This is a genomic window from Fusibacillus kribbianus (assembly GCF_030053595.1).
Taxonomy (GTDB): Bacteria; Bacillota; Clostridia; order Lachnospirales; family Lachnospiraceae; genus Lientehia; species Lientehia kribbiana.
On sequence record NZ_JASGBQ010000030.1, the window covers coordinates 1 to 12,379 of the forward strand.

9 protein-coding genes are annotated in these 12,379 nt (G+C 50.7%); all 9 read right to left on the reverse strand.

Annotation, left to right across the window (positions count from 1 at the left end; all coding sequences use genetic code 11):
* Positions 1-181 precede the first annotated feature (181 nt).
* Positions 182-943 (reverse strand): DUF4428 domain-containing protein, encoded by a 762-nt coding sequence (locus tag QJ036_RS12575; RefSeq protein WP_283231719.1) that lies wholly within the window; start codon positions 941-943, stop codon positions 182-184.
* A 60-nt stretch (positions 944-1,003) separates the two neighbouring features.
* Positions 1,004-2,458 carry an SPFH domain-containing protein gene (locus QJ036_RS12580; RefSeq protein WP_283231720.1) on the reverse strand — a complete coding sequence of 485 codons (1,455 nt, stop codon included), beginning with the start codon at positions 2,456-2,458 and terminating at the stop codon, positions 1,004-1,006.
* A gap of 208 nt (positions 2,459-2,666) precedes the next feature.
* Entirely contained in the window at positions 2,667-3,353 is a 687-nt protein-coding gene (locus tag QJ036_RS12585) for a hypothetical protein (RefSeq protein ID WP_283231721.1), read from the reverse strand.
* A 157-nt stretch (positions 3,354-3,510) separates the two neighbouring features.
* Complete coding sequence (locus QJ036_RS12590) at positions 3,511-3,912, reverse strand: bacteriohemerythrin (protein WP_283231722.1); 402 nt, start codon at positions 3,910-3,912, stop codon at positions 3,511-3,513.
* An 86-nt stretch (positions 3,913-3,998) separates the two neighbouring features.
* Entirely contained in the window at positions 3,999-8,249 is a 4,251-nt protein-coding gene (locus QJ036_RS12595; protein WP_283231723.1) for an Ig-like domain-containing protein, read from the reverse strand.
* A 21-nt stretch (positions 8,250-8,270) separates the two neighbouring features.
* Entirely contained in the window at positions 8,271-8,720 is a 450-nt protein-coding gene (locus QJ036_RS12600; protein WP_283231724.1) for a hypothetical protein, read from the reverse strand.
* 1 nt (position 8,721) lies between these two features.
* Complete coding sequence (locus tag QJ036_RS12605; RefSeq protein ID WP_283231725.1) at positions 8,722-10,458, reverse strand: serine/threonine protein kinase; 1,737 nt, start codon at positions 10,456-10,458, stop codon at positions 8,722-8,724.
* On the reverse strand, positions 10,446-11,237 hold the full coding sequence (locus QJ036_RS12610) for a PP2C family protein-serine/threonine phosphatase (RefSeq protein ID WP_283231726.1): 792 nt from the start codon (positions 11,235-11,237) through the stop codon (positions 10,446-10,448). Before QJ036_RS12610 ends, QJ036_RS12605 begins: the two co-directional genes overlap by 13 nt.
* Before the next feature lie 412 nt (positions 11,238-11,649).
* Positions 11,650-12,300: a nucleoside recognition protein gene (locus QJ036_RS12615; RefSeq protein WP_283231727.1), complete on the reverse strand. Its 651-nt coding sequence runs from the start codon at positions 12,298-12,300 to the stop codon at positions 11,650-11,652.
* Between the last annotated feature and the right edge of the window lie 79 nt (positions 12,301-12,379).

Consider the following 12,379-nt stretch of genomic DNA (forward strand, 5'->3'; position numbering starts at 1 on the left):
CCATTTTTTATACCAAAAGATGCAGACTTGCTCAGAAATAGAAAAATTCATACAAAGAAACGCCAAAACCGACATTTGCCGGAGTTGGCGCTTCTTAATCAGGGACTTATTTTACAGCCCCTTGTTTTTCGTCTTTTCTTATTCTGCATCGCCGGAGCACTTTCCGGGTCTGTGTTTTCTGTTATGCGTTTACTGCACCTCCGCAGTACTCACATTTGCCTGACGCATCCGGAGTGGTCGTTGCACCGCACCAGGGGCAGGTCACAACAGCCTTGGGAGCTGCCGCCGCCGAGATGTCATCCCGTATCTGCTGCCGTGCAGACATGAGCGCCTTCTTGATCTCGCTTCCCATCTGCTCGTATTTCCGGTATTCCATGCTGCGCTGCCCGGGATTTGCCAGGGCAAGCGTTCCGGCCGGAGGAAATACCTCCACGTCACTGGAATTTAACTGGAAGCACATATCATCGAACCAGGGATGATTGACACGGATCACAATATTAAAATCATAGCTGAAGCAGTAGCGGGGCGGATTGTAGCTGATCTCATTGCCATCCTTATCCTTCGTCATCTCCTCCGAACGGTGTTCATCCACATCAAGCTCACAGCCTGTCACCTGAGAATAATCCAGCACGTCCGGATTTTCCGAAATAATATTTCCGGTTCTGGCCACCAGGAATTTGCGCTGATCCTCATCCAGACAGATCAGATACCGGTCTCCAAAGCTTCTTGTGGTGTGGAAGGCTTCCACTGCCTTTTTATTCTCTTCCCGGTAAGAAAGCTGAGCCTTGATCTGGTCTACAGTAGAATGACGCCGCTCATCAAACCAGGGAGAAAGCTTTTTGGCGCAGTTTTTACACAAATTTCCATCCTCCAGCTTGCGGTTTCCCAAAAGGCCGATCTTCTCACCGCAGATATCGCAGTATTTTTTATCAAAAAGTCCCATTTTATTTCCTCCAAAAGAGCCTTTACTATCGTTTACTGACTGAAACAGAAGGTCTGTACCCTACAGGATATCTCCATCATCAAAGGGATCTCCGCACTCGGGACAGAACTTGGGCGGATGAGCCTTATCCGCGGGCTCCCAGCCACACTTGTCACATTTGTACTGAGGTACACCGGCAGGCTTCTTTGCGCCGCACTCTGTACAGAATTTACCCTTGTTCACCGCACCGCAGCTGCAGGTCCAGCCGTCTGCTGCAGGAGCTTCCGGCCTCTTTGCGCCGCATTCCGGACAGAACTTTCCGGTAACGACAGCACCGCAGGCACATTTCCAGCTTCCCGGTTCTGGCTTGGGCTCAGGCTTCTTTGCACCGCAGCCGGTACAGAATTTGCCCTTGTTTCCGGTCTGTCCGCAGCTGCAGGTCCAGCCGTCCTCTGCAGGAGCTGCCTGCTGAGGCTGTGCGGGAGCCTGCTGGGGCTGTTGATACTGGGGCTGCTGATACTGAGGCTGCTGTCCCATCTGATAAAGATTCTGGGCATTCATGCCTCCCATATTGCTCGCCATATTCATACCCATAAAGGCCATCGCAGCACCGGAACCCTGATTGGATGCTGCGCTCTGCATTGCCGATGCCTGAGCGCCCACCAGATGAGCTGCCGCCATATTGGGATTGCGGAAGGTTGCATTGCGCTGAAGCTCCTTGATCATCTGCTCGTCTTCCTCGGAAGCCTTCACACTGGATACACCAAAGGAAACGATCTCCACGCCCCGCAGCTCTCCCCACTTTTTGGAGAGGACCTCATTGAGCGCATCCGCCAGTTCCAGAGTATGGCCGGGCAGAGCGCTGTAACGGATTCCCATATCGGAGATCTTTGCAAACGCCGGCTGTAAAGCCGTCAGAAGCTCCGATTTTAACTGGCCGTCGATCTGGCTCCTGTCATAGGCTGCTTCCACATTTCCGCAGACATTGGTGTAAAACAGAATCGGATTGGTGATCCTGTAGCTGTATTCGCCGAAGCAGCGGATGGAAATGTCCACATCCAGTCCTATATTTTTGTCCACTACACGGAAAGGCACCGGGGAGGGAGTTCCATACTTGTTGCCCACCAGTTCCTTCGTGTTGAAATAATAGATCCTCTGATCCTTGGGCGCTTCTCCGCCGAAGGTAAACCTCTTTCCGATGTTTTTAAATACGGCCGGAATTGTCTGGCTCAGGTCGCCGCTGAAAATGGAAGGCTCTGTGGAAGCGTCATATGTAAATTCGCCGGGCTCGGCACAGATATCCACTACCTTGCCCTGATCCACAATGATCATACACTGTCCGTCAGCCACCGCAATCACGGAACCATTAGTGATGACATTATCCGATCCCTTGGTGTTGGAGGAACGTCCTGATTTCCTCTTTTCACCCTTGGTAACCAGCACATCAGCCGGCAACGCTTCACAGTAAAAATAATCCTTCCACTGATCGGCCAGTACGCCGCCTGCGGATCCAAATGCTGCTTTAATAAGTCCCATAATTCTTTCCCCTTTCAGAAAACATTTTTATTATGTTCCATACAGACCTTATGGCCTGACAATCATATCGTCATGCTGCTTCCTTCTTTGCCTTATCTGACCTGGATGGAACGGATCGTATCCTCCACGTCATCACAGATGCTCCCGATTCCGTCTCGCCGAAGGATTCCGGTGCTTTCGTGACTCCGCTCCTTATGAAAGGCAGATACTAGCTGTCATAGCTCAAAGGCATCATATCGTCGTAGGGAAGATTGGTGGTGTCCGCGTTTCTGATGTCCTCCCACTCTGTTCCCCAGGGCCGCAGAATGATGTAATAATCAAACCAGTCATCCGCATTATCCGGATCCACATATTCTCCGTCAATACAAATCGTGTTTTCAAACTGCGACACGATGGCGGCACCCGGATCCACGATCCAGTCGGCATGGCCGAAATCAGAGCCCATGAAATTGCCGCTTTCCGACATCATACAGCCATTTTCAGTAGTACCGGCACCGAAGGTCACATCCGCATAGCAGAAGCCCTCTCCGGCCTCATTGGAATCATCCCAGAGGAAAATAAAACCGGTACTGTCATCGTATACCTCTATAGTAGCACATGCATCCCACCAGCTGTCAACCCAATCTTCAAATTGACCGCCGCCATTTCGGATGACCCACCATCCATACCAGTCTCCGCTCCACCAGGCGTAAGGGCCATCAGCCACACCGGAAGTAACAGGCTCCGTTTCGACGGGTGCAGCTGTCGTCTCCGGCTCGCTCTCCGTCTCCTCCGTCGTCTCCTGGTTTGCTTCGTGCTTCGCATAATCCGGTACCGGCATTCCTTCTTTCACAAAGAACATATGAAGATCTCCGTACTGTACCTCGATCACACCATCCTTCCGTGTACCTGTCATAAGTCCGTCCTTTTTTGCCTGAAGTACCTGTCGGGCAAGTTTTTGTCTGACGGACAAGCAAAAACGGCGTAAAAAGCATCTCTGCCTTTTACGCCGCCTTCTGCAGCACTCAAGCCTTAAGTTTCCATGGTCATTTTACGAAGATCCATTCTCCGTTTTATTTCTGAACGTATGCAGCCAAAGCCTGATCAAGATTTTTGATATGATCAAAGAGCCAGTCTACCACATTTTTCTTTACAGCTGCCACAAAAGCATCGGAAGGTCCCTCTTCCTCTGTCAGCATCTCATGAAGCTCCTCCACTGCCTTTTTGAATTCGGCATGCTGTGCCTTATGGCCTGCCATACCGGGATAAGCGACCTGCTCCTGAAGCTTTTCTTCCTCTCCGAAATGGAAATCCGTATACTCGGACAGATAATCCAGCATCTTGATTGCTTCAACCTTGCCGCCGCCCTGCTCACAGCATGCAATCAGCTTATCAATCTTTCCGATGAGCTCCCTGTGCTGCTCATCGATCATGGCGTTTCCTGTTACCAGGCTCTTATCAAATTCTACCTTCATTTTTATCCTCCTTGATCTGGTCCATGTATGATTCTGCATGTTATGCTTTTTTATAATAGTAACGCAATTTCATCGTTTTATCAATACTAACTTCGCGTTTTCCTCCGCTTTGCCACAAACAGAATACATGCACCGATCAATACAAGAAGCAGGATCACACTGCCGATCACAAGCGGTGTGTTATGGCAGAACTGTACCCAGAGACTGGCACTGACAAGTACCCGGTAGTTCTGCTGATCTGCCGTATTGATCTCATTACCGGCATAATCATATGCTGCCGCTTGGATCGTCTGCCAGTTGTTGGAGCTTTCCAGGGTAAACTCTGCCCTTCCGGCTGCCAGCTGCTCTTCGGTAAATGCACCGATCTTCTCTCCGTCCACAAAAGCCTCTACCCTTGCCACCCCAATGTTGTCCATGACCTCAATGGAATAGGTATGGTTCTCTTCCCGGTAAGTTCCCCGGTCGGTCAGATTACCGAATATCACCGTAGGAGCTGTTTTATCCACCACAAATTCAATGGCATTTTTCTTCACTTCGTTGTCCGTCGTGTTTCCGGCCACATCTGTCGAATAAATGGTAACGGCATATTTGCCTTCTGCCTCAAAATTCTTCTTGAAGATCTCATAATTCAGAACTGTCCAACCTGCCTCATCGTGACTCTCGTCCTCTGTATAATCGGTCCCCTTCACCAGCTCGCGTACCTCTCCGTCATGGCTTATGGTGATGCGCACAGGCTTAAGGCCCACCACATTGATCTCTGTGATCTTCAGGTTTCCGATGGAATCCATGCCTGCCTGGTTCACATAATACTGCTCCAGAAGCTTTATCACACCGGGATCCATGGTGTAATTGGAACCATGGCGGTTCACGGAGAAATGCCGTTCGGTCTGGTATTCGTTTCCTGCCTTGTCAACAGCCTTCACAGTCAGTGTATAAATATCGTCCACCAGTTCCGTGTGTTTGAAATCCGCGTAAGTGATCGTCTGTCCAAAGCTGTTGTCGGCCACACTGTATTTAAAGCTCTTGGCAACACCGTTCTTTGCCCCCTTCAGAAAAACGGTTACACCGTCTGCCTCAAAGTTGGTATCCTCCAGAGTGATCACGGGCGCCACGGTCCCCTTGTAGGCAGTCGCCTCCTCAACTCCGGAAATGGCGATGGCCGGGTTCGTCAGATCTACCGTAAAGGAATCCGTCTGATAAGCCTCCATGACATTCCCTGCCAGATCCGTATAGGAGATGGTGAAGGTATAATCCATATCCTTATTATAGACGATAGAAGCCGTGTGGCTGTCCCCGCTGCCGCCAAAGCTGCTGATCGAGGGAGCCGCCTGCGGATTGCCCCGATTGTGTGCCGTTACAGTCACCTGTACATCGGAAGCATTGAAGTTGTGTTCCCGGATGGTGATGGTCGCCGTGCGGGCTTTATTATAATAATACCCGTTGGATGCAGAATTGTTGTCGTAGGATACGGTGACCACCGGCAGAGTTTTGTCAATGGTAAATTCCTCCACACGAACGTCGGCCGCTGCATTTCCCGCAAGATCCGCTGCCTTCACAAGCAGTGTATAGTCACCGTCTGCATGAAAGATCACCGTGGCCGTATGGACCGTGCTGTCCGACTCCCCTGCATCGGCGCTGTGGCTCCAGCCGCTGACTGCCGGTGCCGCACTATCTGTGTTCGTCCACAAAAGCTGCACTGCCGATTCGTCAAAATTCCGCTCGGTCACCGTCACGACTGCTGTTCTGGGTGCATCATAATAGCTTTGATTTTTTACCGAATGATTGTCATAGACCACCTCGATGACAGGGTCTGTCGTATCAATGGCAAATTTGTAATAGCTGCAGTCCTTATTTCCGGTTGCGTCTGTTACCTTAACCTCCACCAGGATATGGTTGCTGTTAAAGGTCTCTGCCGGAATCATAGCATTCAGCTCCACCCTGTTCAAAAGCTCTTCTTCCGAATAGATCTCCGTCAGGCTCTCATCCTCTCCCGGCCAGCTCACAAGCACCTGCTTTTGCGCTGTTTCTCCGTTGGCCGCGATCCAGGCACCGTAGGCGCCGTCAATAACAGGATCTGCAAATCCCATATTGTAAGCGGTACAAACAATGCTGCGGACAGGTGAAGCAGGAACGTCTTCCGTCTCATGCTCTACCGCAAACTGAAGGGCAATATCTTCGCCATAAATTCTGCCAAGGCCGGCATTTCCGTTTTCCCCGCTGTTATAAAGGCTTGTCTGTTCATTCTCCACCAGGTACATCGTCACACTGGAATTTAAAGCAGTGTCTATGACGATTCCGTTGGAAAGATAATAAGCCACATGGCCGACCTGATCCTCCGCCCGAACCGCCAGCACCCAGTAGCCGGGGACCTTCTGTTCTAAAACCTTTTCTGCCGTTTTTCCCTCGAATTCAATTTCTGTCCAGCTTTCCATGCCCGGTGCAGTCAGAAATGCTTCCCAATCCGGCTCTTCTCCAGGTGCTGCATTGATATCTGCTGCATTGATCCATACATAGGCTGCTGCTTTCAGGCCGGAAGCAGAAGCCTCCGTTCCATCCCGCGCAGTCAGCACTGCACTTTGAATGGAATCGCCAAAAGCATCATAAAGCTTTTTCATGTCCTCCTGCCAGGAGGGTGCCGTGCTCAGCCATTCAGACGAATTCAGTTTGTCAAAGGTACCGTCTGCCTTCTTTACATCTGTCAGACTGACCATAGGGGCCGCCCCGTCCTTATAAACCATCCAGGTATGAACAGAGGACCAGGCAACCGTCTTTCCGCCTTCTACTTTGGCCAGACGGATCTTAAGCTCTGCTTCCGACTGGTCTGATTCCAGTGCATAGCCGGAAAGTGTCTTCCACTGGCCGTCTGTGCCTTCATACTGTACTTCTGTATATTTATCCTGCTGTGCTGCGGTCACGGCAAAGCCGCTTCCATCATACCAGAGCTTTCTTGTTCTGGTTTCCCCGTCTCCGGATATTTCAATATAAAGCTCCGTTTCCTCGTCCGGAAGGTTTTCCTGATTCTTTACTTTTTCAAAGCCGTATTCGCTCTCCTCCAGAGCCGCCTCCGTGACGGAAAACTCAAAGGCTGCTGCTTCTTTGAATACAAGCCGGTAATTTCCGCACTTATCCTCTGTATCAGTAATGTCCGTATCCAGAAGACCGAATCCGGCATCCGGCTCAGCCTTTTCTCCGAACCTTAATTTAAGCTTATAGGAATCTGCGATGGGCAGAACCAGCGGCTTCTCATCGCTCAGAACCACTTCGCTTCCGTTGTTTTCCGCATAATAGACAAAGACTTCCCCATCAACCTGAACCTTGTCGCTTTCCAGAAGCTCTCCCAGCTTCTCTGTTTCCGCATCGGTTCCGTCAATCTCCCAGGAAACCAGGCTTTTTACATCGGCCGAAAAATACGGAATCGCTACGTTCTTTCCGTCAGCCGGAACCGGTTTAACCTGGATTGGCCTCGGTTCCACTACGATCTTTTGCGGCTTTCCGGATATTTCATAATTATCATCAACGACCGCAAATGTGATCCCGTCATACGTGGTGCATTCTCCCGCTTCCTTCCGGGAAATTCCGCTTCCGTTTTCTTTAGCCGTCACAATTACCATTTCCCCGGAAATGCCGTCCAGTTCCCACTGCCAGGTATCTCCGTAGGGAATGGTCAGCGTTTTCCCAGAAAGATCCAACTGATATGGATTAACCTTAATGTCATAATCCTTGTCAGAATACTTCCCGCTTTTTACGGTGATCGTCGCTTCCCCGACTCCTGTAGCTGTTATATTGTTATCCTTATCGATGGTGATGATCTCTCCACCCTTTGTAACGCTCAGGCTGTTCTTTTTTGAAAGCGTGATGCCTGCATCTGCTGCCGCTTTGGTTTCTCCGTAAACCATGGTAATTTTTCCGGGATCGGAAACGGCGTCCTCTTTGATGATCTTCACCGACAGCTCAGCCCTCTGGTTTTCCCCGGTTCCTTCCCCGACACTGGCAGTGACCTTCAGTTCCAGGGAATCTGCTTCTGTATCAAGCTCCTCCGCTATCTTCAGTGTGCTGTTCTCAACCTCCGCACAGGAAGCTCCCTCTCCGTTTAAGCCATAAGTAACGTCCGCATCCTCCGGTGTGACAGTAAAATACTGACCAAGTTCAAGTGTGTCTCCGACTGTTACCTCCAGCGGCTGTGTGAGATCCGTCTCTTCCGCGATGACAGTAAAATCCACTGTACCGGCCGCCTTTACAGCCGTGAGTTCCGGGTGCATCACGCATCCTGCCAGCAGAGCGACTGTCAGAACCGCCGCCAGAATACAGTGAGCCAGATTCTTTCTCTTTCCTTTCATACTATTTCTGCTCCTTTCCGATTAACTTTCTATTATTTCCTCCGTATGGATCATCATCAGTTCTCTGGTCACCCGAAATCCCCCGATTCCGCTGCCAAAGGCAGGAGCCTCATACTGCAGCGGCGCGGTTTCCTGTACCAGAGGCGCTGTTTCCTGCATGAATGGTGCCATCTCCTGCAGCGGCAAATTCTTCATATGTTCCGTTTTCCCTTTGTTCGGTTTCTGCTTCCTCCTGCCCTTTCCGGCTGCTCCTCCCGTTCCAAGCCCGGTCCTGGCATTGTGCTCCTCCATGGCCGAAATCGCCTTTCTGGCAGTACGACCGGTAAGCTCGCCAATGATGGACGGTATCCGGAAAAACAGAAGAAGAAACACCGTCACCACAAGACAGGCTGCAGCAGCAATGGCACAGGCCAGAAACAACGTATGATAAAGACTGACCTGTCCTTCTATTTTTGTCACATCCATATACATGTCATGACCCTCCTTCCGAGGTCCCGGAAAATACCACCAGAAGCTTTTCCTCCGCAAGCTCTGTATTGACTGCAAGCTGCGCCTTCAGCTCTTTCTGCAGTTCTCCGCCTGCTTCGATCCCATCGGATTTTTCCCGGATGGTCCCGATGGCCGTCCTCATCTCATCCTCCGTAATTCCGGCATTTTTAAATTTGGAAGCATTGGTCTGGATCTGACCGGTGATTTCAATGCAGAGCCGCAGGAAAGTTGCCGAATCCGATCCGTCTGTCCTTCCTCTGTCATTGTCAAGAAGCTCCATCAGATCCATCCAGTAGGTGGCGTAGGATGCGGTGGAATCCCCTGATTTGTCTACCTGATCCAGCTGATTGTAGTAGCTTCCAATGTGATAGAGAATATCAGCCCTTTCTGCCCACGCCGCCTTGTTCCGTTCGTCCTCCGGCATGCTGTAATGAAGACCGGCTGCATCCTTTTCCAGAACCACTGACAGCCATTTTGCCGCATAGGCTTTATTGCCGTTGTCCCCGTAGGAATAATAACAGTCCACGCCCAGCTCATAGCAGAATTTTACATATCCTGCTTCGTTTGTTTTCAGATATGCCTCATTGGCGTTGCTCCTCCCGCCGTCCCTGTCATTGAGACACTGCAGAAGCATCTGATATTCGGAATCTTCAAGCCTGCCGTCCTCCATGACAGTGTCCAGATAGCCGAGATAAGCAGCTTCATTGGAGGGATTCAGGGAAATGGCGCTTTTATAATTATCGATCCGTTCCGATCCTGAGGTCCGCTCCGCCGCCTGAATATACGCATCACAGCCCTGATTCTCTGTCTTTTTCTCCATCACGCGTCCGAAGACAGAAGCTCCTGTGAGAATCAGTGTCAGAAGCGCCGAGGCCGCAAATAATCCAAGCTTCCGTTTCTGGCCCCTTCGATGACTGATATCCAGCTCGTCATAATGCTCCAGATCATACAAAAGCTCCGCGCAGGACTGATAGCGCCTGGAGGGATCCGGCTGCGTACATTTCAGAATGATCTGTTCCAGGCCGGTGGAAAGCCCCGGATCAATCTGCCGGATGGGAACCATTGTGTACGGATATTCACCGGGATTCTGTCCTGTGACCAGATGATATATGGTAGCTCCCAGACAATAAATATCTGTCCTCGCGTCTGTCTGTCCGCGTCCCCCATACTGTTCCGGAGCCGCATAGCCCCTCGTACCGAGGCACTGGGTATCCTCCACCTGTGCATTCTTGTACTCTCTGGCCGTTCCGAAATCGATCAGTGTCACATGTCCGTCCGGCTTCAGTATCACATTGGCCGGTTTCATGTCCCGATAGATGATGGCCGGTATTCTGGAATGGAGATATCCCAGCACATCGCAGAGCTCCTTCGCCCACTCAATGACCAGCTCCTGCGGCTGGGCGCCTGTTTCCCGCAGCGCCTGCTTTAAGGAGATCCCCTCAATATAATCCATCACGATCAGAAAAGTATCGTCCGCATCGATCACATCGATGATGCTGGGAAGATTGGGATGATGGAGTTTTTTCAGCATATCCGTTTCCACAATGAGCCCCTGCCGGACCACATCAAAATTCTGAACACCGTCTTTCCGGACCTCCTTGATCGCCCACTGCTTGTTGGCCCGTTCATTCATAGCCAGGTAAACGGTACTCATGCCGCCCTGGCCGATCATATTTAATATTTTGTATTTTCCATCTACAACAGAACCTATCTGGAGCATATCGGACCCTCCCCGCAGATCTTAATGACCGCGACGGAAATATTATCATTTTCCATCCGGCTTTTATTGAGCTCCGTCAGGTAAATCTCATTTTCCCGGATCATCTGCTCACTGCAAAGCAGTCCGGGAGCAAATCTCTGATAGATCTCTTCCGGCGACAGTGCATGACGGAACCCGTCCGTACAGAGCAGGAAAGAGACCTCCTGCCCGATTGGCCCCGAGAAGAAATCCGGTTCAATGGTATCGGATGCCCCCACACACTGTAAAAGAACATTTCTCTGGGGATGCCTTGCCGCCTCTTCCCCTGTCATGCGGCCAAGTTCCATTTCCCGCTGAACAAAGGTCTGATCCTTCGTCAGCTGGTGAAGTGCCTGATCCAGCAGGTAAACTCTGGAATCTCCCACATTTACAATATGATACTGCCCCGGCATCAAAAGAAGCGCCGCCACGGTCGTCCCCATTCTCATATGATGACGGCCCCCATGGTCTGCAATTCTTCTGCTTTCCCTGTGGATCAAATCGTTCCACTGGATCCGGAGCTCATCCTGCGAAAAGCCCTGCACCAGAAGCTTTGGAAGCTCCGTTCTGAACCAGACCTGAAAGGCTCTTATAAGCGTGGCACTGGCGAGCTCTCCGTTGGCAAGGCCGCCCATTCCATCACATATGACGCCCATACAGATCGGCCCAAAATCAGATTCCGCAGTCATGATCAGAACAGAATCCTGATTTGTACTCTTTCGGATGCCCACATCTGTGTGGGCAGCAAAGATATAATTCATCCGCATCGACTCCAATTCAATAATTCTAAGCACAAATACTTCCTGTATTCAGTTCGTGTTTGTTCGGTGATTTTATAAATGAAATGCTTGTATGGATGAAGTTTGATCAGAGCGGAAACCGCTCCACTTCATAGAAAAAAAGAATGTTTCAGAATATAAGATGAGTCTCAGTTTGGAACACAGCAAAAAACGTAATCTCCGGTCGCTCTCTGCTTTTCAGTTCGTAAGCTGCTCTGATATTCCTGATGTATTCAGTATTATAGCTCAAGATGAAATAAAAATCAATATACCCCGCAGATGTGGTTGCGTAAGTTTACTGTCGGAATAAATGGGTCGGAGTTCACCCAAAGTAAAAAAGATGAAAAAGATCGAGCAGGAACTGGATAAATTTATTTCATAAAAATGGGGAGCCTCAGGCTCCCTGTTTTCTGTCCATTACCCTGCAGAATACCACAGCCGCCACGGTGCTCACTGCCGTTGCCGCCAGCGCCGGCGCAACGATCTCCGTGGGATTTACCGAACCGTACTGGCTCCTGTAGGCGATCATATTGACCGGAATCAACTGCAGGGAAGAAATATTCAGTATGAGAAAGGTACACATCTCATTGCTTGCCGTGCCCCGGGGTACCGGCCTCATGAAACCCCTTCGCCTGTTTTTGCCCCCTCCGCCGTCTGCCGCAGCCTTCCTTCGGTCTTCCTCAAACTCCTCCAGGCTCTTCATGGCCTTCAGCCCCGCCGGGGTAGCCGCCCAGCCGAGTCCCAGCACATTGGCCGCAATATTGGTGGAAATCTCATCCCTGGCCTTATGCCCTTCCGGTATCCGCGGAAAGAGAAAGCCAATGAAGGGCCGCAGAAGACGGGTCAATCCCTCAAGGATGCCCGCCTCCTTTGCCACCTCCATGATCCCGCACCAGAAAGCCATGACACCGGTCATGGTAATGCAGAGGGATACGGCGTCCTTCGCGCCTGTCAGAATCCCGTCCGTCACCTGCGCCGGCTTTCCCTGAATAATTCCCCACAGAACACCGGCAATGATCATTGCACCCCAAAGATAATTCAGCATATTCTGTCCCTTACTTTCCCGATCTCTTGCTCCACCTTATGAAAAAAGGGCGGAAATCATTCCGCCCGATTGCACCAGA

Coding starts and splice junctions, on each gene's coding strand:
- QJ036_RS12575 (WP_283231719.1), bottom strand. CDS start 943: ATGGGACTTTTTGATAAAAAATACTGCGATATCTGCGGTGAGAAGATC.
- QJ036_RS12580 (WP_283231720.1), bottom strand. CDS start 2,458: ATGGGACTTATTAAAGCAGCATTTGGATCCGCAGGCGGCGTACTGGCC.
- QJ036_RS12585 (WP_283231721.1), bottom strand. CDS start 3,353: ATGACAGGTACACGGAAGGATGGTGTGATCGAGGTACAGTACGGAGAT.
- QJ036_RS12590 (WP_283231722.1), bottom strand. CDS start 3,912: ATGAAGGTAGAATTTGATAAGAGCCTGGTAACAGGAAACGCCATGATC.
- QJ036_RS12595 (WP_283231723.1), bottom strand. CDS start 8,249: ATGAAAGGAAAGAGAAAGAATCTGGCTCACTGTATTCTGGCGGCGGTT.
- QJ036_RS12600 (WP_283231724.1), bottom strand. CDS start 8,720: ATGTATATGGATGTGACAAAAATAGAAGGACAGGTCAGTCTTTATCAT.
- QJ036_RS12605 (WP_283231725.1), bottom strand. CDS start 10,458: ATGCTCCAGATAGGTTCTGTTGTAGATGGAAAATACAAAATATTAAAT.
- QJ036_RS12610 (WP_283231726.1), bottom strand. CDS start 11,237: ATGAATTATATCTTTGCTGCCCACACAGATGTGGGCATCCGAAAGAGT.
- QJ036_RS12615 (WP_283231727.1), bottom strand. CDS start 12,300: ATGCTGAATTATCTTTGGGGTGCAATGATCATTGCCGGTGTTCTGTGG.